Annotated in this window: 28 protein-coding genes and 1 pseudogene; 18 read left to right on the top strand and 11 right to left on the bottom strand. The window is 65.6% G+C overall.

The features are described from left to right. The first annotated feature begins 25 nt into the window (after positions 1 to 25). Positions 26 to 340, top strand: coding sequence for a DUF1330 domain-containing protein (locus FFS10_RS00690; protein WP_137890441.1), 315 nt, complete (start codon positions 26 to 28; stop codon positions 338 to 340). A gap of 71 nt (positions 341 to 411) precedes the next feature. Here FFS10_RS00690 and FFS10_RS00685 read toward each other — a convergent pair whose 3' ends face one another. The 9 genes from FFS10_RS00685 to FFS10_RS00645 form a co-directional block, all read right to left on the bottom strand. After that, positions 412 to 687 (bottom strand): SMP-30/gluconolactonase/LRE family protein, encoded by a 276-nt coding sequence (locus FFS10_RS00685; RefSeq protein ID WP_171015970.1) that lies wholly within the window; start codon positions 685 to 687, stop codon positions 412 to 414. Positions 688 to 790: 103 nt separating this feature from the next. Next, complete coding sequence (locus FFS10_RS00680; protein WP_137890436.1) at positions 791 to 1,258, bottom strand: DUF3237 domain-containing protein; 468 nt, start codon at positions 1,256 to 1,258, stop codon at positions 791 to 793. Next, positions 1,255 to 1,896 (bottom strand): VOC family protein, encoded by a 642-nt coding sequence (locus FFS10_RS00675; RefSeq protein WP_249931106.1) that lies wholly within the window; start codon positions 1,894 to 1,896, stop codon positions 1,255 to 1,257. The genes FFS10_RS00680 and FFS10_RS00675 overlap by 4 nt, the downstream gene beginning before the upstream one ends. A gap of 26 nt (positions 1,897 to 1,922) precedes the next feature. Next, complete coding sequence (locus FFS10_RS00670; protein ID WP_137890434.1) at positions 1,923 to 2,246, bottom strand: 2Fe-2S iron-sulfur cluster-binding protein; 324 nt, start codon at positions 2,244 to 2,246, stop codon at positions 1,923 to 1,925. 31 nt (positions 2,247 to 2,277) lie between these two features. After that, complete coding sequence (locus FFS10_RS00665) at positions 2,278 to 3,318, bottom strand: branched-chain amino acid ABC transporter permease (RefSeq protein WP_137890432.1); 1,041 nt, start codon at positions 3,316 to 3,318, stop codon at positions 2,278 to 2,280. After that, positions 3,315 to 4,184 carry a branched-chain amino acid ABC transporter permease gene (locus tag FFS10_RS00660; protein WP_137890430.1) on the bottom strand — a complete coding sequence of 290 codons (870 nt, stop codon included), beginning with the start codon at positions 4,182 to 4,184 and terminating at the stop codon, positions 3,315 to 3,317. Before FFS10_RS00660 ends, FFS10_RS00665 begins: the two co-directional genes overlap by 4 nt. Before the next feature lie 10 nt (positions 4,185 to 4,194). Next, positions 4,195 to 4,908 carry an ABC transporter ATP-binding protein gene (locus tag FFS10_RS00655; protein WP_137890428.1) on the bottom strand — a complete coding sequence of 238 codons (714 nt, stop codon included), beginning with the start codon at positions 4,906 to 4,908 and terminating at the stop codon, positions 4,195 to 4,197. Beyond that, on the bottom strand, positions 4,908 to 5,690 hold the full coding sequence (locus tag FFS10_RS00650) for an ABC transporter ATP-binding protein (protein WP_137890426.1): 783 nt from the start codon (positions 5,688 to 5,690) through the stop codon (positions 4,908 to 4,910). Before FFS10_RS00650 ends, FFS10_RS00655 begins: the two co-directional genes overlap by 1 nt. A gap of 44 nt (positions 5,691 to 5,734) precedes the next feature. Next, the gene (locus FFS10_RS00645; RefSeq protein ID WP_137890424.1) at positions 5,735 to 6,943 is read right to left on the bottom strand and encodes an ABC transporter substrate-binding protein; all 1,209 of its coding nucleotides are present in this window, start codon (positions 6,941 to 6,943) and stop codon (positions 5,735 to 5,737) included. Positions 6,944 to 7,142: 199 nt separating this feature from the next. On the opposite strand from FFS10_RS00645, the gene FFS10_RS23285 reads away from it, so the two are divergent. The 15 genes and pseudogenes from FFS10_RS23285 to FFS10_RS00575 all read left to right on the top strand — a co-directional run bounded on the left by FFS10_RS23285 (position 7,143) and on the right by FFS10_RS00575 (position 20,640). Beyond that, entirely contained in the window at positions 7,143 to 7,355 is a 213-nt protein-coding gene (locus FFS10_RS23285; RefSeq protein WP_249931120.1) for a hypothetical protein, read from the top strand. Then, positions 7,337 to 7,519, top strand: a pseudogene (locus FFS10_RS23280) (RuBisCO large subunit C-terminal-like domain-containing protein); the annotation flags it as partial. The gene FFS10_RS23285 and the pseudogene FFS10_RS23280, both read left to right, overlap by 19 nt. 188 nt (positions 7,520 to 7,707) lie before the next feature. Beyond that, complete coding sequence (locus tag FFS10_RS00635; RefSeq protein ID WP_137890422.1) at positions 7,708 to 8,169, top strand: (2Fe-2S)-binding protein; 462 nt, start codon at positions 7,708 to 7,710, stop codon at positions 8,167 to 8,169. Positions 8,170 to 8,185: 16 nt separating this feature from the next. Then, positions 8,186 to 10,387, top strand: a complete 2,202-nt coding sequence (locus FFS10_RS00630) for a xanthine dehydrogenase family protein molybdopterin-binding subunit (protein ID WP_171015969.1) — start codon at positions 8,186 to 8,188, stop codon at positions 10,385 to 10,387. Positions 10,388 to 10,449: 62 nt separating this feature from the next. Beyond that, positions 10,450 to 11,493, top strand: a complete 1,044-nt coding sequence (locus FFS10_RS00625) for an XdhC family protein (protein ID WP_137890420.1) — start codon at positions 10,450 to 10,452, stop codon at positions 11,491 to 11,493. 330 nt (positions 11,494 to 11,823) lie between these two features. Next, positions 11,824 to 12,492, top strand: coding sequence for a VOC family protein (locus FFS10_RS00620; RefSeq protein ID WP_249931105.1), 669 nt, complete (start codon positions 11,824 to 11,826; stop codon positions 12,490 to 12,492). Continuing rightward, a complete protein-coding gene (locus FFS10_RS00615) occupies positions 12,489 to 13,703 on the top strand; it encodes an NAD(P)/FAD-dependent oxidoreductase (RefSeq protein ID WP_137890418.1) in 1,215 nt (404 codons plus the stop codon). The genes FFS10_RS00620 and FFS10_RS00615 overlap by 4 nt, the downstream gene beginning before the upstream one ends. A 79-nt stretch (positions 13,704 to 13,782) precedes the next feature. Continuing rightward, positions 13,783 to 14,610: an IclR family transcriptional regulator gene (locus FFS10_RS00610; RefSeq protein WP_171015968.1), complete on the top strand. Its 828-nt coding sequence runs from the start codon at positions 13,783 to 13,785 to the stop codon at positions 14,608 to 14,610. Between the two features lie 129 nt (positions 14,611 to 14,739). Further along, positions 14,740 to 15,588 carry a helix-turn-helix transcriptional regulator gene (locus FFS10_RS00605; protein ID WP_137890413.1) on the top strand — a complete coding sequence of 283 codons (849 nt, stop codon included), beginning with the start codon at positions 14,740 to 14,742 and terminating at the stop codon, positions 15,586 to 15,588. Positions 15,589 to 15,656: 68 nt separating this feature from the next. Next, positions 15,657 to 16,232, top strand: coding sequence for a hemerythrin domain-containing protein (locus tag FFS10_RS00600; RefSeq protein WP_137890411.1), 576 nt, complete (start codon positions 15,657 to 15,659; stop codon positions 16,230 to 16,232). Between the two features lie 64 nt (positions 16,233 to 16,296). Then, entirely contained in the window at positions 16,297 to 17,568 is a 1,272-nt protein-coding gene (locus tag FFS10_RS00595; RefSeq protein ID WP_137890409.1) for a cytochrome P450, read from the top strand. A gap of 45 nt (positions 17,569 to 17,613) precedes the next feature. Continuing rightward, entirely contained in the window at positions 17,614 to 18,582 is a 969-nt protein-coding gene (locus FFS10_RS00590; protein WP_137890407.1) for a Bug family tripartite tricarboxylate transporter substrate binding protein, read from the top strand. 60 nt (positions 18,583 to 18,642) lie between these two features. Continuing rightward, positions 18,643 to 19,593, top strand: coding sequence for a quinone oxidoreductase family protein (locus FFS10_RS00585; RefSeq protein WP_137890405.1), 951 nt, complete (start codon positions 18,643 to 18,645; stop codon positions 19,591 to 19,593). 121 nt (positions 19,594 to 19,714) lie between these two features. Further along, positions 19,715 to 20,392 carry a 2-keto-4-pentenoate hydratase gene (locus FFS10_RS00580; protein ID WP_249931104.1) on the top strand — a complete coding sequence of 226 codons (678 nt, stop codon included), beginning with the start codon at positions 19,715 to 19,717 and terminating at the stop codon, positions 20,390 to 20,392. A gap of 53 nt (positions 20,393 to 20,445) precedes the next feature. Beyond that, complete coding sequence (locus tag FFS10_RS00575) at positions 20,446 to 20,640, top strand: DUF1330 domain-containing protein (protein WP_137890403.1); 195 nt, start codon at positions 20,446 to 20,448, stop codon at positions 20,638 to 20,640. Positions 20,641 to 20,673: 33 nt separating this feature from the next. Here FFS10_RS00575 and FFS10_RS00570 read toward each other — a convergent pair whose 3' ends face one another. Further along, a complete protein-coding gene (locus FFS10_RS00570) occupies positions 20,674 to 21,315 on the bottom strand; it encodes a VOC family protein (protein WP_249931103.1) in 642 nt (213 codons plus the stop codon). Between the two features lie 26 nt (positions 21,316 to 21,341). Continuing rightward, entirely contained in the window at positions 21,342 to 21,665 is a 324-nt protein-coding gene (locus FFS10_RS00565) for a 2Fe-2S iron-sulfur cluster-binding protein (protein WP_137890401.1), read from the bottom strand. Positions 21,666 to 21,789: 124 nt separating this feature from the next. Between FFS10_RS00565 and FFS10_RS00560 the strand changes: the two genes are divergently transcribed. Next, a complete protein-coding gene (locus tag FFS10_RS00560) occupies positions 21,790 to 23,016 on the top strand; it encodes a CaiB/BaiF CoA transferase family protein (RefSeq protein ID WP_137890399.1) in 1,227 nt (408 codons plus the stop codon). After that, complete coding sequence (locus tag FFS10_RS00555) at positions 23,013 to 23,933, top strand: hydroxymethylglutaryl-CoA lyase (protein ID WP_137890397.1); 921 nt, start codon at positions 23,013 to 23,015, stop codon at positions 23,931 to 23,933. Before FFS10_RS00560 ends, FFS10_RS00555 begins: the two co-directional genes overlap by 4 nt. Positions 23,934 to 24,008 lie beyond the last annotated feature (75 nt).

The following is a 24,008-nucleotide window of genomic DNA, read 5'->3' as shown; positions in this document are numbered from 1 at the left end:
TTTTTTGGAACAGAAGGAGCGTTTGATGACGGCAAAAAAGGGTTACCTGTTCGCAGAACTCGACGTGGTCGACGCCGCGCATTTCTACAATGAATACATGCCGCGCGTATACCCCGTCCTTGAACAATATGGTGCCATCTTCCTGGCTGGGAGCGACGCTCCGGTCGTCAAGGAAGGTGGCAGGGACGTGAAGCGCGTCGTGCTGCTGGAATTCGATTCTTTGCAGCGCGCCGAGGAGTTCTACCACTCGGAAGACTACCAGGCCATCATTGGCTATCGGTTCGACTCGGCGCGGTCGCACCTCTATATTTTCGAGGGATCCGGCCTGCAGCCTGGATAGAGAAGTTGTACGCGGCAACGTACAACTTCCTCGCGTCAGGTGACACTTCTATGCCGTTGGGAGGGTAGATGTCAGGCACTATTCGCGTGACCGCTGCCGTCCACGTCAACGCGATACACCTCATTTGGAAGTTGCAGCGGGCCCGCGCCGATATAGCGAGCATCAGTAAAGTAGATGCGTCCGGCAGCGTCAACCGTGAGCTCATTCGGCGACACGAACGGATTGCCGAGATAGTTGTCTGCCACAACCGTCTGAACTCCGGAAATCAAGTTGGTCCGCGTAATCTTCCTTGTGCCGCCATGTTCAGCATGGACCATGAGCAGATCGTTGTTGCGATCGAAGCTCATCCCGTACGTCATCCCACTCGGCTCCAGGTACTTGACTCCGGAACGCGAATTTGTCCTCGGTCAAGAATGAGCTGAAGCAGTGTCGAACCGCCGGCGAAGCGGTTCATGCCACTTCCCAGATGTCGTAGATCGGCCCGTTCGGTTCTCGGGTGCCGGTGCCGATGGCGATCTTGTCGTTCAGCCAGGCGAGCTTCTTCGACGCGGTCTCGAACTGAACGGCGATGCGGAAGTAGTCGGCGCCACGCGGGATGGGCTCGCGATTGATGATCTTTCTCATGATGTCCGGCGTCGGTCCGTTGCGGCGGCCGCTGTAGGTCATGTAGATCAGCTCGCCGGCATTGGTTTCGAGCATCAGGCGCACGTCGAGGTGCAACCCGCCATCGGGGCGCTCCAGCACCACGTCAGCGCCGCCCGGCAACACTCGCCCGCGCAGGCGCTCGCCATCGAAGCGGCCGCCATTCACGCACATCACGCGCCGCGTGTAGCCGTGCGGGACGGCGCCTACCTGCTGCGGGGGCGCGTCGACATCGGCCTTGATCGTGAACAGCGGTCGCAGCTCGATTGGCGTCATGCCTTCTTCTCGTAGCGCTTGCGGACGTCCCTGATCATCTCGATCAGCGCCTGGGGCACGTCGCGTCCCTCGGCCTTGGCCTTGGCCTTGCAGTCTTCCCACAGCTTGAGGTCGGCGTAGCCCTTCTCGGTGTGGCGATTCCACTGCGTGTCGAGCGGGGTCGTGATCTCCAGTCGGACGCCAGCCGGGTCGTGGAAGTAGATCGACAGGATCAGACCCTTATGGTCGGTCGGGCCGATCACGTCCACCCCCTGCGATTTCAACCACTCATACCAGCGCAGCACCTCGGCGCGGTCCTTGGCTTCCAGCGCGATGTGGTTGAAGAGGTCGTAAGCGGGATGGCTGGCCTTGGCCGGGGGCGGCACCCCGGGCGCTTCGAAGAATGCCAGCGTTGAGCCGTCTTGCATGCGGAAGAAGATATGGAAGTACGGAATGTCGTCGCCGGTGGACGGGATGCTGTCGTCCAGCACCGTGCTCGCCAGCTCCATCCCCATGATGCGCGTGTAGAAATCGGTCGTCGCGGCGGCATCGGGCGTGACCCATGCGGCGTGGTTCAGCATCATCGGCGTCAGGCCGGGGTTGGGCGTCAAAGCCGCCTCTGGCTTTGCGGCAGTGACTTCGGGGGCGGTGGTTTGCATGGGATCGTTCTCCGGTTGAAGGCGGTTCAGACTTGCGGGTCGGCGATGCGCACCGCGATCCCGTCGATCGCGTCGCTCATCACGATCTGGCAGCACAGGCGGCTGTTCGCCTGGCGCGGCGCGGCCGTGTAGTCCAACATCTGGTTTTCGGAGTCGTCCGGCGCAGGCAGCAGCGCGGCGAACGACTCCTCCACCACGACGTGGCAGGTGGCGCAGCTCATCGCACCGCCGCAGTCGCCGGCGATGCCTTCGATGCCGTGGCCGGTTGCGGCCATCATGAGGTTCTGCCCAATGGGCACTTCGACCTCATTGCGCTCGCCGCTGGAATGGATGTAGATGACGCGGGGCATGGCTTCAATGTCGTTCAGGGGTGCGGCGGTGTCAGTCCCCTCGGCGGGGACGTTGGCGGCGCAGGCGCTGCAGTGCGGAACGCACGAGGCCGACGAAACCCTGCGGCATCAGGAACATGCACAGGATCAGGAAGCCCGCGAAGATCGCGGAAGGCGCGGCCTTCGAAATCTGGTCGGCCAGGTTCGGAACGAACTGGATGAAGGCCGCACCGACGAGCGCACCCGAGATCGTCCCCAGCCCGCCGACCACGGCGCCGACCAGGAAGAAGACCGAGACGAACGTGTTGAAGCTGTCGGGCGCGACGAACGCCGTGGCGACGGAGCCCAACGAGCCGGCGACGCCCGTGTAGAGGGCGCTGATGCCGAAGGTCATGGCCTTCACATAGGGCACGTTGATGCCCATGGCCGAGGCCGCGATCGGTTGCTCGCGGATGGCGACCGTGGCCCGCCCGAGCCGGCCACGCAGGATGTTCCACGCCGCCGCGAACAGGACGGCCGTGATCGCAAGCACCACCAGGTACAGCCACTGGTCCGTGGAAATCTTCCAGCCGAAGGGCGCTTCCGGTTTCAAAAGCGTGATGCCCTGCACGCCCCCCGTCCACGGCTCGAGCGCCTTGTGCTTCAGAAGCTGCGGCGTGGCCAGCGCCAGCGCGAAAGTGGCCAGGGCAAGGTAGTGGCCCTTCAGGCGCAGGGCAGGCCAGCCGAACAGGAAGCCGAACACGAAGCAGATCAGGGCGGAGATCGGCAAAGTCGCCCACCACGCGAATTGCGCGTGCTCCATCAGAATGGCGGTGACGTACGCGCCCATCGCATAGAGCGCCCCATGGCCCAGCGAGAGCTGGCCGTTGTATCCGACGAGCATGTTGAGACCGAGCACCGCGATGGCGGTGATCAGCGTGCTGGTGACGAGGAAGATCCTGTAGTCGCTCATCACGAACGGCACGGCAATGGCTGCGGCGGCCAGGATGGCGATGGCGACCACGCGCCAGGGCGTGCGCGCGCGCAGCGTGGGCACGGCCGGGGCGAGCGCTGCGTCGTCGGCGGAGATGGACAAGGTCGACGAATCGCTCATACCCGCACCACCAGCTTGCGCCCGAAGATGCCGGAGGGACGCACCAGCAGCACGCCCACGATGACCACCAGGGCCACGCTCAGCTTGAGTTCCGTGCCGACGAGGTAAGTGCCGGCCAGGTTTTCGACGATGCCGACGATCAGGCCGCCCGCGACCGCCCCCCAGGGATTGTCGATACCGCCCAGCAGCGCCGCTGCAAATGCGTAGATCAGGACGCCCCCCATCATGTTCGGCTCCAGGAACACCACCGGCGCCACCATCAGCCCGGCGACGGCGCCGATCAGCGAGGAGAGGCCCCAACCCAGCGCCAGCATCATGGAAACCGGAATGCCCGCGAGGCGCGAGGACACCGGGTTCTCCGCCGAAGCGCGCATCGCCAGGCCGACCTTGGTGAAGCGCAGGAAGCAGTAGAGGATCCCCATGACCAAGAGGACCACGGCGATGGTGCCCAGCTCATGACCGGAGAGCAGCGTCGTGCCGAACACTTTCGCAGGGAACGGGCTGGGGAACGGCTCGATTTGGTGGTTGAAGATCCAGCCGGCCAGCGAGTTGACGCCGATGAAGAGCCCGATGAAGACGACGATCACCGACAACTCGGGTACCTCGCCCAGGGGCCTCAAAATCAGCCGCTCGATGAGCATGCCGGCAACGAAACCAAAGGCAAGCGTTGCGAGAGCCGCGAGCCAATACGGGAGTCCCGCCTTGAGCAGCAGGAACGCGATGAAGGTGGAGAACATCGCCATTTCGCCCTGCGCAAAATTGATGTGATGGGTGGACTGGTAGATCATCACCAGCGCCAGCGCCAGGCAGGCATAGATGCCCCCCATGGCGACGCCGGAGGCGATCTGTTGCAGCAGGCTGAACATGGGTGGTCCTTTAGAAACCGAGATAGGAGCGGCGAATCTGCTCGTCGTCGCGAAGTTCCTGGGCCGTGCCCGACATCACGGTGCTGCCGGTTTCCAGCAGCCAGGCGTGGTCGGCAAGGTCCAGCGCGCGCGCCACGTTCTGTTCAACGAGCAGGAGGCTCACGCCCTCCTGCCGGTTGATCACTCGCATGATCTCGAAGATCTCCCGGATCACGAGGGGCGCCAGGCCAAATGAAGGCTCATCCATCAGGAGCAGCCTGGGCCGCTGCATCAGGGCGCGGCTGATCGCCAGCATCTGCTGCTCGCCGCCGGAGAGTGTGCCGGCCTGCTGCGCGCGCCGCTCGCGCAGCCGCGGGAAGTAGCCGAACATGCGCTGCATGTCGGCTTCCACTTCCTTCGCATTGCGGCGCAGGTAGGCGCCCACGCGCAGGTTCTCTTCCACGCTCATGTTCACGAGCGTGCCACGGCCGTCCGGGACGTGGGCGATGCCCAGGGCGGCGATCTTCTCGGTGGCGAGGCCGTCGATCCGCTTGCCGGCGAAGTGGATCTCGCCCTTGGTGCGCACCATGCCGCTCAGCGCCCGCAAGGTGGTGGTCTTTCCCGCGCCGTTGGCGCCTAGGATGGTCGTGATGCCGCCCTCGGCGACCTCGAAGTCGATCCCCTTGAGCACGCGCGTGCCGCCGTAGAACGCCTCGATCTTCTTTGCTTCGAGCAGGGCTGCCATCACACGGTCTCCGTGCCGAGGTAGGCGCTCACCACGTCGGGATCCGCCTGCACCTGCGCGGGCGGCCCGTCGGCGATCTTGCGGCCGAAGTTCATCGCCACCACTTGGTCGGACACGCGCATCACGAGGTTCAGGTGATGCTCCACCAGCAACACGGTGACTTGGAAGCGGCGGCGCACGTCCAGGATCAGCTCGCGCAGGCCGTCCACCTCTTCATGATTCAGGCCCGCCGCCGGCTCGTCGAGCAGCAGCAGTTTCGGGTTGGCAACCAGCGCCCGGGCCATCTCGACGCGCTTGCGCGTGCCGAAAGACAGGTGCTTCACCGGAACCTCGGAGACCGCGCCCAGATCCAGCAGCGCCAGCAAGCGTTCGGTGTGCTCGGTCACTTCGCGCTCCTCGCGGCGGACCGCGGGTAGCCGCAGCGCGTTGGCGATGTAACCGGTGCCGGTGCGGCAATGGCGCCCCACCTTCACGTTCTCCCGCACGGTCATGTCGGGGAACAGCGCCACGTTCTGGAACGTGCGGCCGATCCCGGCTTGGGCGATCGCGTGCTGCGGCCGCGCCAGCAGGTCGGCGCCGTCGAAGCTGATCGAGCCGGCATGCGGCGTGTACAGCCGGCTCAGGCAGTTGAAGAGGGTGGTCTTGCCCGCACCATTCGGGCCGATGACGCCGCAGATCTGTCCGCGATGCACGTCGAAGGAGATGCGGTCCAGCGCAACGATGCCGCCGAATCGCACGGAGACCTCCTCCACTCGAAGCAGGACGTCTGGCGATGCGGGCATGGCAGAAGTATTCGCGTTCATGCCGCTCAATACCCGGGGCATGCTCAGCGTTCGATCGTGATCAGGTCCGTCATGGGCTTCCACGCTTTTCCGTCGAAGGAGGCGAGGCGGGCCTGCCGGATCGGGTAGTAGTCGTCCTGCCGGAAGTTGATTGTCATGCCCGGCAGCAACATGCCGAGTTCCACGTCCTTGAAGCCCTGCACCTGCTTCAGCAGGTTCTCGCGCGTCAGGTTGTCGCCGCAACGCTCCAGCGCCAGGGCCACGAGCTGCGCGCCCATGAACGTGTAGACCGAGGTCGTGTCGCCGGGTTGGTCGTTCGGCAGGTACTTCCTGAAGAAGGCCAGGTAATCCTGCATCGCCTTGTCGTTGGCCCAGGTGGGATCCGACGGCGCCTTGAACCAGTAGCTGGACACCAGGCCCACCGAGTTGGCCAAGCCGGCAGGCTCCAGCACGCTGGTGATCGAGCTGGAGATGTACGGCACGATGTAGAACGGCTTCCAGCCGATCGCCGCCACCTTCTTGATGGCCTGCGCCTGTGCCTTGTTCGAAACAAACGCCACCAGCGTGTCGGCACCCGCAGCCTGCAGTTGCAGGATCTGCGTATCCACGGTCGGGTCCGACATTTCCTGGCTGACTTCCTTGACGATGTTGGCGGTCTTGGCGCCGAGCGCGGCGCGGAAGCCGCGGACGTAGGACTTGCCGACGTCGTCGTTCTGGTACAGCAGGCCGATCCTGGCGTTCGGCCTGGCTTGGGCCAGGTACTTGCCGTAGATCGAACCGTCGATCTCGTAAGCAAAAGCGAACGGCACGGTCCAAGGCGTGGACTTGGAGTCGTGCAGCGTGGGGCTGGAAGCGTAGAACAGCAATTGCGGGACCTGCTTCGCATTCAGGTATTTCTGCACGGCGCTTTGGGACGGCGTTCCCATGGAGTTGACCATCGCCAGCACCTGGTCGGACTCCACCAGCTTGCGGGTCACCTCGACCGTCTTGGGCGGGCTGTAGGCATCGTCGACCGACAGCAAGTTGATCTTGCGACCGTTGATACCGCCCTTCGTCTCGTTCAACATCCTGAAATAGGCGACCGACATGCGCCCCACCATCGAGTAGGCGGAGCCGGGACCGCTGTAGGCGACGGTCTGGCCGAGCTTGATCTCGGTGTCGCTCACGCCGGGACCGTAATTCTTCTGGGCCTGAGCCGGCACAACCACCGCGAGGGCCGTGGCGGCCATGAGGGTAACGAGGGATGCGCGCATGATGTCTCCTGGATGGGATGCGGGGTACGTTGTGCAAGTACAACCAGGCCCGCGCGCGGTGTCTGTCCCCATGCAGAGTGACAGCGCCCCCGCGAGGGGGACAGACGCTGCCGCGGTGCGCACCTAGATTGGGTGATGCATCCACGCCAACCGACTGCCCTGTGGTCTGCCAGGCTGCCTGATCGGGATGACTGTCGTGATGCCAGGCAACAACGGCGGCCAGCGCGCGGAATTCACGGCACGCTATTTCGTGGAGAGCCCGGACCCGCTGCCGAAGGTGCCGGATATCATCGCCGGCGAGCAGTCGTCCGGCACCTTTCTGGAGCTGCCGGGCGAGACCAGCGAGCTCAAGCAGCGCGCCCGCGCCCGCGTGACCCGCATCGACCCGCAGGCGCCGGCGGCACCTGCGTGATGGTGAGCATCAACTGGGTGGGCTTCCCGGCCGTGCAGCACCTGCGCGAGTCCAGCGAGCTGACGATCCATGCGCACCGCAATGGCTGGGGTGCGCTGTCGCGCCATCCGGGGCTCGGCATGGGCTTTCCCGCCTACCAGAAACTGTGGCGGCTGGCCGGCATGTTCCTGATGCCGCAGGGCTTCGCCTGCCTCGTGCGTTCCGCACTGCAGCGCCTGCGCCGCCGACGTCCCCTCCAAGGGGACTGACACGACCGAACACCATGAGGACATTGAGGCCATGCCGCGCATCGTCAACGCGCGGGCGACGCTCCGCGCGCGATGCCCGCAATGATCAAGCAGAAGGAACCGCAATGGCAAAAACACTGAACGTGAATGGCAAGACCCACAACGTCGACATGCCGCCCGACACGCCGCTGCTCTGGGCGATCCGCGACGGCATCGGGCTGACCGGCACGAAATACGGCTGCGGCATCGCGCAGTGCGGTGCGTGCACCGTGCACATCGACGGCAACGCGGTGCGCTCGTGCAGCGTGCCGCTGTCGGCGGCGGCAGGAAAACGCATCACGACGATCGAGAACGTCGGCACCACGCGCAACGGCCGCGCGGTGCAGGCGGCGTGGGAAAGGCTCGACGTGGTGCAGTGCGGCTACTGCCAGTCGGGCCAGATCATGTCGGCCGTCGCGCTGCTGCGCGACAAGCCGGCGCCCACCGATGCCGACATCGACGCGGCGATGGCCGGCAATGTCTGCCGCTGCGCGACGTATGCGCGCATCCGCGCCGCGATCCACGAAGCGGCGAAGAACCTTGCTTGATTGCGCAGGAGCCATCATGAGCACGATCAGCACCACGAACACCCGACTCGATCGACGTGAATTCATCAAGGCCGGCGCTGCAGCGAGCGCGGGATTGACGCTCGGCTTCCATCTGCCCGGCGTCTTCGCCCGGACAGGCGGGCCAGCCAAGGCAGTGAGCAATGTTTCGGGCGCGACGTTCGCGCCGAATGCCTTCGTTCGCATCGGCACCGACGGCACCGTGACCGTAATCTCCAAGCACCTCGAGATGGGTCAAGGCGCGTTTACCGGCCTCGCGACGATTCTCGCCGAGGAACTCGATGCCGATTGGTCGCGCGTCGTCGTGCAGGGCGCGCCTGCGAACGCGAAGCTCTACAACAACTTTCATATTGGCGAATTGCAGGGCACGGGCGGCAGTTCGTCGATCTACAATTCTTATGAGCAGCTGCGCAAGGCGGGCGCGGCAGCGCGCTCTATGCTGGTGGCGGCCGCGGCACAGGAATGGAAGGTGCCGGTGGATGCGATCACGGTCGAGCGCGGCGTCGTCGCGCACGGCGATCGCAAGGTGAGCTTCGGGCAGCTCGCGCAGAAGGCGGCCGCGATGCCGGTGCCGGCCGACGTGAAATTGAAGGACCCGAAGGACTTCAAGCTGATCGGCAAGGACGTTCCGCGCAAGGACTCGAAGGCCAAGACGAACGGCAGCGCGGTCTTCACGATCGACGTGAAGCTGCCCGGCATGCTGACGGCCGTGGTCGCGCATCCGCCGCAGTACGGCGCGAAAGTGAGGTCGTTCGACGCGGCCAAGGCGAAAGCGATCAAGGGCGTGACCGACGTCGTGCAAATTCCGCAAGGCGTGGCGGTGCTCGCGAAGGATTTCTGGACGGCGAAGCGCGGGCGCGATGCGCTGTCGGTGCAATGGGACGACAGCGGCGCGATGAAGACGGGCAGCGCCGAAATCCTTGCGCAGTACAAGGAGCTCGCGACAAAGCCGGGCCTGCCGGCGCACAAGGTCGGTGACGCCGAAGGTGCCTTCGCCTCGTCGGCGAAAAAACTCGAGGCGAGCTTCGACTTTCCGTTTCTCGCGCACGCAGCGATGGAGCCGATGAACGGCGTGGTGAAGCTCGACGCGGACGGTTGCGAAATATGGAATGGCGCTCAGTTCCAGTCGAACGATCAAATCAATGTCGCCAAAGCGCTCGGCCTGAAGCCCGAGCAGGTGAAGCTCCACATGCTGTTTGCCGGCGGCAGCTTCGGCCGGCGCGCGGCCCCGCATTCGGACTATCTGGTCGAAGCCGCGCTCATCGCAAAGGCGATCAACGGCCGCGCGCCCGTCAAGCTGATATGGACGCGCGAAGACGACATGCGCGCCGACTACTTCCGCCCGATGTACCACCACGTGATGCGCGCCGGGCTCGATGCGGGCGGCAAGCTGGTGGCGTGGCAGCACCGCATCGTCGGGCAGTCGATCTTCGATGGCACGGTATTCGGCGCCTTTGCCATCAAGAACGGCATCGACGCGTCGTCGGTCGAAGGCGCCTCCAGCCTGCCCTACGACATCGTCAACATGCAGGTCGAACTGGCCTCGCCGAAGATCGGCGTGCCGGTGCAATGGTGGCGTGCGGTCGGCTCGACGCATACCGCGTTCTCGACCGAGACGTTCATTGACGAGCTGGCGGCCGCAGCCGGCAAAGACCCGGTCGAGTTTCGGCGCGAGATGCTGGCGAAACATCCGCGGTACCTCGGCGTGCTCAACCTCGCCGCTGAAAAGTCGGGCTGGGGCAAGCCGCTGCCCAAAGGCATGGCGCGCGGCATCGCGGTGCACGAGTACACTCATACCTACGTCGCTCAAGTCGCTGAGGTCGCGATGCGGCCGGACGGTGGCTTCCGCGTCGAGCGTGTGGTGTGCGCCGTCGATTGCGGCGTGGCGGTCAACCCCGACGTGATTCGCGCGCAGATGCAAGGCGGCATCGGCTTCGCGCTGTCGGCCGCGCTGCACGAAGAGATCACGCTGAAGGACGGCCGCGTCGAGCAAGGCAATTTCCACGACTACCCGATACTGCGCATCAATGAGATGCCAAAGATCGACGTGCACATCGTCGCTTCTCGCGAAAATCCGTCCGGCGTCGGCGAGCCCGGCGTGCCGCCGACGGCGCCGGCGGTCGCGAATGCGCTCTTCGCGCTGACTGGTGAACGCATCCGCTCGCTGCCGATCCGCCTGAACAAGGCGGCGAAGGCTTGATCGGCGAGCGCAGGATCACAAGGTGAGCCTGTATCAGTCCAAACACCTACCACGCCGACCCGATGAAGGATCTCGACACCCTTGTGCTGGAGCAGGCACACACTTGGCACAGCTGTGGCCTGCCGGTCGTGCTGGTCACCGTGGCGCGGACTTGGGGCTCGTCGCCCCGGCCGCCGGGCTCGCTGATGGCGATTAACGAACGAGGCGAGACGGTTGGCTCGGTATCCGGCGGCTGCATCGAGGACGACCTCATCCGGCGCATCCGTGATGGTGGAGTGCAGGCGGCCTGCAGTGCATCCAGGCCGACGGTTCAGCGCTACGGCATCACGGCCGACCAAGCTCATCGGTTCGGCCTGCCATGCGGGGGGACCGTCGAACTCGTGCTCGAGCCGGTGTCAACAGAGAGCCGGTTGCCCGAACTGTTGGCCGCGTGCCAGCTGCGGCGCAGTACCGAACGGGTGCTGGATATGCACACTGGAGCCGTGGCGCTGAACGAGGGCCGACGCGACGGCGTGCCACGCCTCGACGGCACCCACCTTACGACCTACTTCGGCCCGCAAATACGCCTGATCGTGATCGGAGCCGGCGACCTGTCTCGCTATCTCTGCGAGATGGCGCTGAGCCTGGGATTCGAGGTGATCGTGTGCGACCCGCGGGAGGAGCACCGCGCGACGTGGAACCTTGCCGGCGTGGCGGTCAGCCGCGAGATGCCGGACGACCTCATATTGTTGCTGCGGCCGGATGCGCGAACCGCCGTGGTGGCGCTGACGCACGACCCCAAGCTCGACGACCTGGCGCTGATCGACGCGCTGCACTCGAAGGCCTTCTACGTCGGCGCCATCGGCTCGCGTCGCAACAGCGAGCAGCGGCGCACGCGGCTGCGCACGCATTTCGACCTCGCCGACGAGACCCTGGATGGCTTGCACGGGCCTGCGGGCCTGTACATCGGCAGCAAGACGCCAGCAGAGATCGCGCTGTCGATCATGGCCGAAATCGTGGCCGCCAAGAATGGCGTCGCGCTGCCAGCGCCGACCGCAGTGGCGGCAGGCAAGGCGTACCAAGAAGTTCAAGAGCAGGCCGCCGCCAGCCCTGGCTGCGCCATTTGAGGCCTCGCACGAGGTGTTCGGACTTGTGCGCCGCTTGATTCCCGGGGATTGTCGGACGAGGCATTGATCTGGTGGTGCACTCACTCCGTCTACCCACATCGACGACTTGGCGATGAAAGGCCCCCGATCCCTTTTAGACGGAACTGGGGTGGTGATCATGCGTGCGTTCCGCACTGCAGCGCCTACGCCGCCAACGTCCCCAGCGAGGGGACTGACACCATCGCGCACGTGCAGGACATTGAAGCCATGCCCTCGCGGCACCCTTCAACCGGAGAAGCATTCCATGCAAACCACCGCCCCACGAAGTGAAGGCTTGTCCCCGGAGCTGACATGACCGACATGACCGACGCACTGCCAAAGCGACCCACCCTGTCCCTGAGCCAGCCCGGACGCCCGAACCCCGGCCTCACACCGATGATGCTCAATCACGCTGCGTGGGTGACCCCGGACGCCGCGGCGACGGCGGAGTTCTACACGCGGATCATGGGGATGGACCTGGTCAGCACGGTGATCGAGGACACGAGTCCGTCCACGGGCCTGAAGATTCCCTACTTCCACCTGTTCTTCCGGATGGCGGACGGTTCGACGCTGGCATTCTTCGAAGCCCCGGGCGTGCCGCCGCCCGCGAAGTCCTCGCACATCGCCTACGACGTTTTCACCCACGTCGCGTTGCAGGCCGCGGATCGCGATGAAGTCATGAGGTGGTACGAATGGCTGAAGTCCAACGGCCTGGACGTCCAGGGACCCACGGACCACAAGGGCCTGATCCTCAGCATCTACTTCACCGACCCGGCGGGCCTTCGCATGGAGATCACGACGCCGCTTGACAAGAACTGGAACCGCCACGACGCCAAGGCGAAGGCCGACCTCGAGTTGTGGGTCGAGACCAAGAACAAGGCGATAAAGGAGGGTCGCAACGTCGTGGAAGCGCTCACCGAGCTTTGCGTGCAAGTGCGAAAGCGCTACGAACACGACAGCGAGGAAATGAGGCCGCAATGAGCTCCGTGGTCATCATCGGCGCCGGTCACGCTGGGTTCCAGTGCGCGGCCGCCCTGCGCCAGCAGGCGTTCGAAGGTGATGTGACCCTGATCGGGGACGAAGGCCACCTGCCCTACCAGCGGCCGCCGCTTTCGAAAGGGTACCTGCTGGGCAATGTGCGAAAGGACGACCTGGCATTCCGTGCCGCGGACTTCTTCGACACGCATCGCATACGCCGGCTTACCGGCAGTGTCGAGGGCATCGACCGTACGGCGCAACGCGTGCACCTGCCCTCCGGCGAAACGGTTGGCTATGACCATCTCGTGCTGGCCACGGGCTCGCGTCCGCGCAGCCTGGCGCTGCCCGGGGCAGAGCTCGATCATGTGATCGCGCTACAGACCCTCGACGACGCCGACAGGCTCCGCGACGCGCTCAGGACGTCCACCCACACTGTCGTCATAGGCGCTGGGTTCATCGGGCTGGAGTTCGCATCGTCGGCCCGCAGCTTCGGCAGCGAGGTCAGCGTCGTGGATGTCGCGGACCGTCCGATGGCGCGCGTGCTGTCTCGACAGGCATCGGAGCTTTTCGCTGACTATCACCGAAGCGAGGGCACGCAGTTGCTCATGCAGACCCAGGTGGAAGCCTTCGAGAGAACCGAAGGCAGGGCCACGGCGGTGCTGACCGCGGATGGCCGCCGGCTTCCCGCCGATCTCATCGTGGTAGGCGTGGGTGCGGTGCCGAATTGCGAGTTGGCGCGGCAGTGCGGCCTGGCAGTCGACAACGGTGTCGTCGTCGATGCATCGCACGTGACCTCGGACCCGTGCATCTCGGCCATCGGCGACATTGCGCAGTTCCCGCACGCGCGCACGGGCAAGCCGATCCGGCTCGAATCGGTGCAGAACGCGACCGACCAGGCGCGCGCGGTCGCATCCCGGCTCGCGGGTCGGGTTGTCCCGCCCTACGCGGCGGTACCGTGGTTCTGGAGTGACCAGGGGGCGTTCAAGCTGCAGATCGCCGGGCTGCGCCCCGAGCACGCCGAGCATGTTCTGATCGGCGACGCCCGGAGCTTTTCCGTGCTGTGCGTTGCCGACGGGGAGCTGTGTGCCGTTGAGTCCGTCAACCGCCCCGCCGATCACATGATCGCCCGCAAGCTGTTGGGCAAGCGCACCCCGCTTACGCCGGACCAGGCCCTTCACCCCGCTTTTTTCCTGAAGACGCTTGCGAACCCCTGACGCGCCCGGGCTTCACGCTGCAGCAGGCCGCATGCTAGTCTCCCCTCCATCCTGGATTGCAGCAGTGGCGGAGTCCCCCATGGGTGAGAAGAAGACGGCCGGAGAAGGCATCGACGAGAAAAACGGTGGGGGCGTCCAGTCCGTCGATACGGCGTTGCGGGTTCTCTCCGCACTCGTCGAGATGGGCCCCCCGCTCATGTTGAAGACCGTCGCCGAGCGCGCCGAGATGCCGCCGCCCAAGGCCCATCGCTACCTGGTGAGTTTCTGCCGAGGCGGACTCGCCGAGCGCGATCCCTCCTCCGGCGGATACCGGCTGGGCCCGCTGGCCGTGCGGCTGGGACTCGCGGCGCTGCGCCATCTGCACGTGGTCAACGTGGGCGCGCAGGCGCTCGCCGAGTTGCGCTACGAGGTGGGTTACACAGCCGGCCTTGCGATCTGGGTCGCAGCGGGACCGACCTTCGTGCGCTTCGAGGAAACCAACGATGCGTTGATCGTCAGCGGCCGCCCTGGCTCGGTCATGCCGCTCCTCTCGTCGTCCACCGGCCGCGTGTTCGGGGCTTACATGCCGCGCAGCATCACCGATCCCTTCCTTCGAAAGGAACTCGCAGGAAAGCGGCATCCCGGCGCCAGCCCTTCCAGCTTGCCGCGGATCACGAAAGAAGAGATGGAGGCGCTCTTCGAGCGTGTACGCGAGCATGGCCTCGCACAGGTGCGCGGAGACCTGAACCCGGGGCTGCATGGCCTGTCTGTCCGCCCCGGTGTTCGACCATGCGGGTGCGATCGCGGGCGTGATCAGCGTGATGCGGCCGGCCGGCGTGATCGATGTGGAACTCGACGGTCCTATCGCGGGCGCGTTGCGAGCGAAGGCTCGGCAGGTCTCGCAGCGAATGGGGGCGCCGTGAAGTGATCCTGGCTAGCGGCTGAGCTCGTTCCTGACGGGCTTGGAAGATTACGAGATGCGTAATATAATTACGGCAAATGGAATCATCGGCAACGGCCCTTGGTGCGCCGGGCCCTGGCTCCCAGGAGACAAGCTATGAGCATCATGACGGTCCGCGAGAATGCCGCGCGAACCACGCCGCAGGACGCGGCACTCGCCACGCTGGTGGATGCTATCGGTGAGGACCGGTTCGGTCCCGCGCTCGCCCGCTTCCTGAATGAGCTCTGCGGGGCCGACCACTTCGCGGCTTTCCGTCTTGCCAAGGATGAACTGCGCGAAGTGGCGGCCTGCTGCGTGGAACCCGAGCGCACCGCTCGCGACCGGGTCGAAACCTACGTGAGTCAGGGCTGGTGGAAGCGGGATCCCGCGATGACCGAGGCCCAGCGCTGCCTCGGCGGCGTGCAGCCGAGCATCATCCGCGTGGACTTCAGCGACGGCGGCTATGCGGCCATGCGCTCGAATATCTACCGGGACGTGCGCGACCGCCTGCTGGTTTGCGGGCACGGGCCGAACGCAGACTTCGGCTTGAGCATCGTGCGATCCGATCCCCATGCACCCTTCGCGGGTGAGGCGATCGAGAAGGTCGCCCAATCGGCGCAGTTGTTGATGGCGATGCTGGGCAAGCATGCCGACCTGCGCCAGACGCGCCCGAATGTCGCGCAGGCAATCACCACTCTCGAGGAAATCGAGACCTGCATCGTGGCCACCAGCGCCCTGCCCCGACGCGAGGCCGAGGTCACGGCGCGCATCCTCTACGGCTTGTTGTCGGTGGGCATTGCGCTGGATCTGTCGGTCAGCGAAGAAACCGTGAAAACCTATCGCAAGCGCGCTTACCAGCGCCTGGCGATCGGCAGCGAGCGCGAGTTGCTCATCTGGTACCTCGCGCGCTGGAGCCGCTGGCGCGGGCACCGTTTCGAACTCGCCTCGTCCCGCGCGGTGCACTGATTCCCCTCCAAGGGGACTGCCAAAGGCGCGTGGGCGAGCGACAATGGAATCATGCTCCCAAGGCCGTCATGCAGCACGCCGCGCTGAAGCTGATTCTCGATGAACACCGGGCCCTCGCCTGCGTGCTCCACGCACTGCGCGAGACAGTGGCGAACTCGCGCAAGCCCGATGTCCGGCCTGACTTCGAGCACCTGCGCGCCATGCTGTTCTACATGGACGAGATCCCCGCGCGACTGCACCACGCGGCAGAAGAGCAGGCGCTTTTTCCCAAGATCCGCGAGCGTTGTCCGGCGCTGCGGCCAGTGCTCGACCGACTGGAGGCGGAACATGGGCGTGGCGAAACCACCGTGCAGGACCTCGAACACGCGTTGACGGCCTGGGAGCTCATGGGCGACGAGCGGCGCGAGGCATTCGAGCTGCCCCTGCGCGCCTTCGTGGAAGGCTATCTCGGGCACATGGAAGTCGAGGAAAACTACGTGCTGCCCGTCGCGCAGGACTACCTGTCCGAAGCGGACTGGCACGACCTGTACGCGGCATTGACTGACCAGCGCAGGGCGCAGGCCGCGCAGACGGCCGCAGGGCACCGCGCGCTGCTGCGTCGCATCCTTGGTGGGCGGCCCGCCGTCCCGCCAGAGGGGGACTGACCGGCCGGGCGATGCGGCCTAGTCTGTCCCTGTCCCCGGCTCGCAAGCCGGGCAAGGAGTCCCGATGCGGCCACTTTCCACCGAAGCATCCTCGCAGGCACAAGGTCCGATCACACCCGCCAGCGAGCGATTCGACCCGTTCGATCCCGCCTTCGTCCGCGATCCTTATCCGACGCTGAACGCACTGCGGGAGAGCGAACCCGTGTTCTTCTCGCCCGAGATCGGTTCCTGGGTGGTCACGCGCTTCGAAACCGTGAAGGCGGTGCTGCGCGACACGCAACGGTTTTCGGCCATGATCGCCTCCGATCCGCTGAAGCCCCTGTGTCCGCACGCTCGGAACATCATCGCCGAGTCCGGGTTCGACGTGCCGCCGATGCTGGTCAACAACGACCCGCCGTCGCACACGAAATACCGCGCGTTCTTCGGCGCCCCGCTGACGCGTGAGCGGCTGCAGGCGCTGAAGCCGTTCACGGAAAGCACCGTCGACACCTACATCGACCGCATGCTGGCTGGCTCGCAACCCGCCGATCTGGTGGCCGGCCTCACCTGGGATGTGCCCGCGCTGGTCCTGTTCCAGTTGCTGGGTGTGCCCGCCGAGGATGTCGCGCGCGTCAAAGAATGGGCTTCAAGCCGCGTGGTGCTGACCTGGGGCCGTCCCACCGAAGCCGAACAGGTGGAGCTCTCCACCGGGGCTGTCGTCTACTACCACTACGCGCTCGACCTCGTGCGCAAGAAGGCCGAGTCCCTTCAAGACGACTACATCAGCGACCTGCTGCGTGCGCGCAATGGCGACGACAGCAAGATGACGATGCACGAGATCGGCGCCACCGCTTTCAACCTGCTGTTCGCCGGACACGAGACGACTTCCAGCGCCGCAGCCAACATGTTCAAGGCCGTGCTGGCAGACCGCAAGCTGTGGCAGGCGATCTGCGCGGGCGAGCAGGCTCTCGCCCCCGTGATCGAGGAATCGCTCCGTATCGATCCCCCCGTCCAAGCCTGGCGCCGGCAAGCCAAGGAAGATGTCGTACTCGATGGCGTCACGATCCCGGCGGGGGGCCGCATCCTGCTGGAGTTCGCCGCGGCCAACCACGACCCCCAGCAGTTCCCGGAGCCCGACGCCTTCACTCCCGGGCGCCGCAACGTGCTGCAGCAGGTGGCGTTCGGCGCAGGGACGCACTTCTGCCTGGGTGCGCCGCTCGCACGCATCGAGCTGGAGGTCATGCTGAAACGCGTTGCCGCGCGCATGCCGAACCTGGCAATCGTGCCAGACCAGTCCTTTCCGTACACGCCCAACACATCGTTCCGCGCCCTGCGCCGGCTGATGGTGACCTGGTAAACCCAACAGCCCGCTTACACCTTCCATCCAAACCGAGGAGACATCATGCAGATCACACGCCGGCAGTTCAGCATTGGCGCCGCAGCAGCGGCCATCGCGCCAGCCTGGGCCCAGACCTTTCCTTCGAAGCCCATTACCATCGTCGTCGGCTTTGCGGCTGGCGGTGGCATCGACGTGGTGATGCGCAACCTGGCCCCGGGCCTGTCGCAGCGCCTCGGCCAGCCTGTGGTCATCGAGAATCGCCCCGGTGCCAGCGGCATGCTTGCGGCGAGCTACGTCGCCAAGGCCCCGGCGGACGGTCATACGCTGTTACCCGGCGATGGCGCAACACTCGCATTGAACGGAGCTCTGTTCTCCAAGCTGCCCTATGACCCGGTCGCGGACTTTGCTCCCATCTCGCTGATCATCCGCGCGCCCCTCCTGATCGTCGCGCATCCGCAAGCCCCCTTTTCCGACTTGCGCGGACTCATTGACTACGCCAAGCGCCAGCCCGGCGGCGTGTCGTACGCGTCGCCGGGCAACGGCACTGTCCACCAGTTGGGGATGGAACTGCTCAGGAAGCGAGCGGGGTTTCCGGTTACGCCCATCCAGTACAAGGGTGCCGGCGCCGCCATACAGGACATCCTCAGCGGACAGGTGCCGGTCGGGCCGATCGATACGATCGTCGCGCTGCCGCACGTGACCACCGGCAAGCTGAAGGCGCTGGCGGTGCTCGCACCGAGCCGCATTGCGCAACTGCCCAATGTGCCCACGGCCGCGGAGGCGGGGGTCGAAGGGGTGGAGGTCTATCCCTGGATTGGCCTTTCGGCTCCGCGGGGAACGCCCGCCAACGTTATCGCCCGCCTGAACTCCGACCTGCGCGAAGTGCTCATGAGCCCCGAGATCTCCAAGAAATTCACAGGCCTGGGCATGGAGCCGTTCGCGACGACGCCGGAGCAGTTCGACACCTTCCTCAAGCAGGAGATCGCGCGCTGGCATCCGCTGATCAAGGAATTGAACATCCGGCTCGATTGAGTTGCAACGGCAACTCGCCGCATCGAATCACCCCGACTCCCAAACGAACCTCAGACATTCATGAAGGCCTTCATTGCAACCTCTGACGGGCTCCGGCTCGTGGACAGACCCCGTCCCGCTCCAAATCCGAATGAAATCCTCGTGCGAACGCGTGCCATCGGTGTCAATCGCATCGACTTGCACTCACTCACCGCCCCGGCGGACCAGATCATCGGAATGGAATGGTCCGGCGAAGTGGTGGAAGTGGGGGCGGAGTGCCGGGGGTTCAGCGTCGGCGACCGCGTGATGGGCACCGGGCCTGCTGCGTACGCCGAGTACGTGGTCACGGACTACGGCCGGGCCGCGCCGATCCCCAAGGCCGACATCGATTGGGCAGCAGCGGCGTCGTCCATGCTCGGGCTGCAGACGATGCACGACGCCCTGGTCACGCGCGGGAGGCTGCGTCCTGGCCAAGCCGTCCTCATGCAGGGTGCTGCTTCGGTGATGGGGCTGATCGGCATGCAGATCGCCAAGGCGCTCGGCGCAGGCCTCGTTCTCGGGACGTCCGGACATGCGGAACGACGCAGCAAGCTCAGGGACTTCGGCTGCGACGTCTCCATCGACAGCAGCCAGGACGACTGGTCGCGAAAAGTACTGGATGCCACGAACGGCAACGGCGCGGACATCGTCATCGACAATGTCTCGGGCGCCGCGTTCAACCAGTGCATGGCCGCGGCCGCGCTCGAGGGGCGTCTTGTCAACGTCGGCCGCCTCGGCGGCGCGACAGCGGCATTCGACTTCAACTTGCACGCACTTCGCCGGCTCGAGTACATCGGGGTGACGTTTCGCACGCGCAGCGTGGAACAGGTGCGGACCCTCAATTCGCTGATGTTCGCAGACCTTCGCCAGATGCTGACCGAGGGCGGTCCTCGCGTGCCGATTGCCGGCCGGTTCGCTTTCGACGACGCCGTGCGGGCCCTGGAGACGTTGCGGCGCAGTGAGCACTTCGGCAAGCTGGTGCTGGAACTGTGATGGATCGCCCGCAGGCGCTGGCCCAGGCCGCGGAGATCCTTTGGGGCACATGGCAGCAGCGGGCGGTGATCGAATCCCTGCCGCAGGAATGCCGTCCCCTGACGCGTGCCGGGGCTACCGGGTGCAGTCGGCCATCGAAGCGCGCTCGTCGGGCCCCCTCTTCGGCTGGAAGGTCGCCGCGACGAGCGTCGCAGGCCAACGCCACATCCAGGTCGATGGCCCGATCGCCGGCCGCCTGCTGCGCGAGCGAGCGCATCCCTCAGGATCTCGGCTGTCGCTCGCGGGCAATCGCATGGCGGTGGCCGAACCTGAGTTCGCCTTCCGCATGGGCCGCGACATCCCCCCGAGGCAGCAGGCCTATACCGTCGACGAGGTGATGACGGCCATCGCCCATCTCCATCCGTCCATCGAAGTCCCCGACTCGCGCTACGCCTTGTTCACGTCGGCCGGCGAGGCGCAGATCATCGCCGACAACGCATGCGCGCATGAATTCGTCCTGGGCGATGCCGCCCCGCAGGCTTGGCGCAACGTCGACCTCTCGACACACCGGGTTCAGGGACGTGTGTCGGGAACGGCACGCAGCTATGCGCGCGACGGCAGTGGAGCTGCCGTCCTCGGGAGCCCGCTCGTCGAGCTGGTGTGGCTCGTCAACGAGCTGTCCTCACTGGGCATCACCTTGCAGCGCGACCAGGTGGTCGCCACCGGTGCCTGCACCGTTCCCCTGGAAGTGGAAGCCGGAGACCAGGTCATCGCCGACTTCGGTGCGCTCGGCGCGGTGTCGGTGAGCTTCAGGGAATAGAAATCTGAAACACAAGGAACGTTCGATGGCCACAAGAAAGGGTTTACGGCGCTGTGTTTCTGGCCGGCAGCGACGCTCCGCTGGTCAAGGAAGGCGACAGGAACGTGAAGCGGGTGGTGCTGCTGGAGTTCGAGTCGCTGCAACCTGCGGAGGAGTTCTACCAGTCGGAGCGCTACCAGGCCATCATTGGCTTTCGCTTCGACTCGGCCCGGCCGCACCTCTACATCTTCGAGGGTTCCGGGTCTTAGGGTGGGCGCGCGGTGCGCCCCCCTACGCGCCCCTCAAGCCTTCTTCTCGTAGCGCTTGCGGACGTCCCTGATCATCTCGATCAGCGCCTGGGGCACGTCCCTTCCCTCCGCCTTGGCCTTGACCTTGCAGTCCTCCCACAGCTTGAGGTCGGCGTAGCCCGTCTCGGTGTGGCGGTTCCACTCCTTGTCGAGCGGGGTCGTGATCTCCAGGCGCACGCCGGCCGGGTCGTGGAAGTAGATCGACAGGATCAGGCCCTTGTGGTCGGTCGGCCCGATGACATCCACGCCCTGCGACTTCAGCCACTCGTACCAGCGCAGCACCTCGGCGCGGTCCTTGGCCTGCAGCGCGATATGGTTGAAGAGGTCGTAGGCGGGATGGCTGGACTTCGCCGGGGGCGGCACGCCCGGCGCCTCGAAAAACGCCAGCGTGGAGCCGTCGCCCATGCGGAAGAAGATGTGGAAGTACGGGATCGCGTCGCCGGTGGACGGGATGCTGTCGTCCATCACCGTGCTCGCCAGTTCCATCCCCATGATGCGCGTGTAGAAGTCCGTGGTCGCCGCGGCATCGGGCGTCACCCATGCGGCGTGGTTCAGCATCATCGGCGTCAGGCCGGGATTGGGCGTCAAAGCCGCCTTCGGCTTTGCCGCAGTGACTTCGGGGGCGGTGGTTTGCATGGGATCGTTCTCCGGTTGAAGGCGGTTCAAACTTGCGGGTCAGCGATGCGCACCGCGATGCCGTCGAGCATGTCGCTCATCACGATCTGGCAGCACAGGCGGCTGTTCGCCTGGCGCGGCGCGGCCGTGTAGTCCAGCATCTGGTCTTCGGTGTCGTCCGGCGCAGGCAGCAGCGCGGCGAACGGCTCCTCCACGACCACGTGGCAGGTGGCGCAGCTCATCGCACCGCCGCAGTCGCCGGCGATGCCTTCGATACCGTGGCCGGTTGCGGCCATCATGAGGTTCTGCCCAATGGGCACTTCGACCTCATTGCGCTCGCCGCTGGAATGGATATAGGTGACGCGTGGCATGCGATCAATGTCATCTACGTGAGCGACGGTGTCAGTCCCCTCGCCGGGGACGCTGTCTTCCCCCCGCGAGGGGACAGACACCGCCCAGTGCGGATCCTAGACTGGACGCTGTACCTGCAATCCACTGACTACCTTGTCTACATCTGCCTCCACCCTTCCGCTCGCGGGCCTCAAGGTTCTCGAGATGGGCCAGCTGATTGCCGGCCCCTTCGCAGCCAAGACCCTGGCCGATTTCGGCGCCGAGGTGATCAAGGTCGAGCCTCCCGGCGCCGGCGACCCCCTTCGCAAGTGGCGCCTGCTGAAAGACGGCACCTCGGTATGGTGGCAAGTCCAATCGCGCAACAAGCGATCCGTCGCTCTCGACCTGAAGGCCCCTGACGCACAGGAGATCGTGCGCAAGCTCGCCGGCGAGGCCGACGTGCTGATCGAGAACTTCCGGCCCGGCGCACTAGAGGGCTGGGGACTCGGCCCCGACGTGCTGCTCGAGCTGAATCCGCGCCTCATCATGCTGCGTGTCAGCGGTTATGGCCAGACCGGCCCCTACCGTGACCGGCCCGGCTTCGGTGTCGTCGCCGAGGCCATGGGTGGCCTGCGCCACTTGACGGGCGAACCGGGACGCGTTCCCGTTCGCGTGGGCATCTCGCTCGGGGACACGCTGGCCGCACTGCATGGCGTGATCGGCATCCTCATCGCGTTGCAGGAGCGCCAACGTTCCGGCCGGGGCCAGGTGATCGACGTCGCGTTGTACGAGGCCGTCTTCAACTGCATGGAAAGCCTGCTGCCCGAATACAGCGCGTTCGGCGCAATCCGCGGCGCGGCTGGAAGCGCCCTGCCAGGGATCGCGCCGACCAATGCGTATCTTTGCGAGGATGGCGGCTACGCGCTCATCGCCGGCAACGGCGACAGCATCTTCAAGCGCCTGATGGCGTTGATCGACAGGCCCGACCTGTCCGCCGACCCGCAGTTGGCCGACAACGCGGGGCGCGTCGCTCGCGTCGCGGAACTCGACGCTGCCATTGGCGCGTGGACCGCGAAGCGAAGCGTGGCCGAAGTCCTCAGCGCGTTGGACGCGGCCTCGGTGCCTGCCGGCAAGATCTACACGGTGGCGGACATCGCGGCCGATCCGCACTACCAGGCGCGCGGCATGCTGGAGAGCCTGGACATGGACGACGGCAGCGAACTGGCGGTGCCGGGCATCGTCCCGAAGCTCTCGCGCACGCCCGGCAAGCACCGCCGCGCCGCGCCCGGCATCGGCCAGGACACCGACGCGGTGCTGGCGGAGATCGGTCTCACGACGCAGCAGATCGCCGAGCTGAAGCGCCGGGGCGTGGTCGCGGGAGGCAAGCCTTGAAGCGCATCTTCTTCAACGAGGTCGTCACGCGTGACGGCTTCCAGATGGAGCCGGACTTCGTGCCTACCGATGCGAAGGTGGCGCTGATCGACGAGCTCTCAGCCTGCGGCTACGCGAAGATCGAGGCGACCTCCTTCACCTCGGCCAAGGCGATCCCGATGCTCCGCGACGCCGAAGAGGTGATGGGCCGCATCCATCGCGTTCCCGGCGTCGAGTACGCCGTGCTCGTTCCCAACCTTCGAGGCGCCGAACGCGCTCTCGAGTCGCGGGCGGACGAACTGAACCTGGTGATGTCGGCATCCGAGTCGCACAACCAGGCCAACCTGCGCATGAGCCGGGCGCAGAGTTTTGCGGCGCTGTCGGAGGTGATCAAGGTCGTGGGCGGGCGCGCCGCCGTCAATGTCTCCATTTCCACGGCCTTTGGGTGTCCGATGGAGGGCAACGTGCCGGCCGAGGAAGTCATCGGTCTTTCGGAACGATTCGCCGACCTCGGCGTGCGCGGAATTACGGCATGCGACACAACCGGGATGGCACATCCAGCCCAGGTTGCAGCGATGTGCGAACAGCTTCAGCAGCGGCTGCCCGCCTCGTTGCAACTCACCCTTCACTTCCACAACACTCGGGGCATGGGGCTCGCCAACGTCCTGGCTGCGGTTCAAAGCGGCATCGTCCACTTCGACGGTTCACTCGGAGGTCTGGGCGGATGTCCCTATGCACCCGGCGCGAGCGGCAACATCGCCAGCGAGGATGCGATTCATATGTTGCAGGCGATGGGATACGAAACCGGCGTCGATCTGGAGCGGCTGCTCGCCGTCGCGCGGAAGTTGCCCGAGATCGTCGGTCACGAGGTGCCGGCGCAGGTGAGCAAGGCCGGGCCGTTGTGGCAGTTGCACCCTGTCGTCTGCCAGGCTGCCTGATCGGGACGACTGTCGTGATGCCAGGCAGCAACGGCATCCCGCGCCGCCGCTTGGAATCGATGTCGACGCTCACGA

This window comes from Ramlibacter sp. 2FC (assembly GCF_005503345.1).
Classification (GTDB): Bacteria; Pseudomonadota; Gammaproteobacteria; order Burkholderiales; family Burkholderiaceae_C; genus SCMQ01.
Note: the sequence above shows the minus strand (reverse complement) of the source record. Positions and strands in the feature narration are given on the sequence as shown.

Coding starts and splice junctions, on each gene's coding strand:
- FFS10_RS23285 (WP_249931120.1), top strand. CDS start 7,143: ATGCCAGGCAACAACGGCGGCCAGCGCGCGGAATTCACGGCACGCTAT.
- FFS10_RS00675 (WP_249931106.1), bottom strand. CDS start 1,896: ATGCAAACCACCGCCCCCGAAGTCACTGCCGCAAAGCCAGAGGCGGCT.
- FFS10_RS00660 (WP_137890430.1), bottom strand. CDS start 4,184: ATGTTCAGCCTGCTGCAACAGATCGCCTCCGGCGTCGCCATGGGGGGC.
- FFS10_RS00595 (WP_137890409.1), top strand. CDS start 16,297: ATGCGGCCACTTTCCACCGAAGCATCCTCGCAGGCACAAGGTCCGATC.
- FFS10_RS00625 (WP_137890420.1), top strand. CDS start 10,450: ATGAAGGATCTCGACACCCTTGTGCTGGAGCAGGCACACACTTGGCAC.
- FFS10_RS00585 (WP_137890405.1), top strand. CDS start 18,643: ATGAAGGCCTTCATTGCAACCTCTGACGGGCTCCGGCTCGTGGACAGA.
- FFS10_RS00590 (WP_137890407.1), top strand. CDS start 17,614: ATGCAGATCACACGCCGGCAGTTCAGCATTGGCGCCGCAGCAGCGGCC.
- FFS10_RS00630 (WP_171015969.1), top strand. CDS start 8,186: ATGAGCACGATCAGCACCACGAACACCCGACTCGATCGACGTGAATTC.
- FFS10_RS00670 (WP_137890434.1), bottom strand. CDS start 2,246: ATGCCCCGCGTCATCTACATCCATTCCAGCGGCGAGCGCAATGAGGTC.
- FFS10_RS00600 (WP_137890411.1), top strand. CDS start 15,657: ATGCAGCACGCCGCGCTGAAGCTGATTCTCGATGAACACCGGGCCCTC.
- FFS10_RS00685 (WP_171015970.1), bottom strand. CDS start 687: ATGAGCTTCGATCGCAACAACGATCTGCTCATGGTCCATGCTGAACAT.
- FFS10_RS00610 (WP_171015968.1), top strand. CDS start 13,783: ATGGGTGAGAAGAAGACGGCCGGAGAAGGCATCGACGAGAAAAACGGT.
- FFS10_RS00615 (WP_137890418.1), top strand. CDS start 12,489: ATGAGCTCCGTGGTCATCATCGGCGCCGGTCACGCTGGGTTCCAGTGC.
- FFS10_RS00690 (WP_137890441.1), top strand. CDS start 26: ATGACGGCAAAAAAGGGTTACCTGTTCGCAGAACTCGACGTGGTCGAC.
- FFS10_RS00620 (WP_249931105.1), top strand. CDS start 11,824: ATGACCGACATGACCGACGCACTGCCAAAGCGACCCACCCTGTCCCTG.
- FFS10_RS00645 (WP_137890424.1), bottom strand. CDS start 6,943: ATGCGCGCATCCCTCGTTACCCTCATGGCCGCCACGGCCCTCGCGGTG.
- FFS10_RS00570 (WP_249931103.1), bottom strand. CDS start 21,315: ATGCAAACCACCGCCCCCGAAGTCACTGCGGCAAAGCCGAAGGCGGCT.
- FFS10_RS00665 (WP_137890432.1), bottom strand. CDS start 3,318: ATGAGCGATTCGTCGACCTTGTCCATCTCCGCCGACGACGCAGCGCTC.
- FFS10_RS00650 (WP_137890426.1), bottom strand. CDS start 5,690: ATGCCCGCATCGCCAGACGTCCTGCTTCGAGTGGAGGAGGTCTCCGTG.
- FFS10_RS00655 (WP_137890428.1), bottom strand. CDS start 4,908: ATGGCAGCCCTGCTCGAAGCAAAGAAGATCGAGGCGTTCTACGGCGGC.
- FFS10_RS00565 (WP_137890401.1), bottom strand. CDS start 21,665: ATGCCACGCGTCACCTATATCCATTCCAGCGGCGAGCGCAATGAGGTC.
- FFS10_RS00680 (WP_137890436.1), bottom strand. CDS start 1,258: ATGACGCCAATCGAGCTGCGACCGCTGTTCACGATCAAGGCCGATGTC.
- FFS10_RS00605 (WP_137890413.1), top strand. CDS start 14,740: ATGAGCATCATGACGGTCCGCGAGAATGCCGCGCGAACCACGCCGCAG.
- FFS10_RS00635 (WP_137890422.1), top strand. CDS start 7,708: ATGGCAAAAACACTGAACGTGAATGGCAAGACCCACAACGTCGACATG.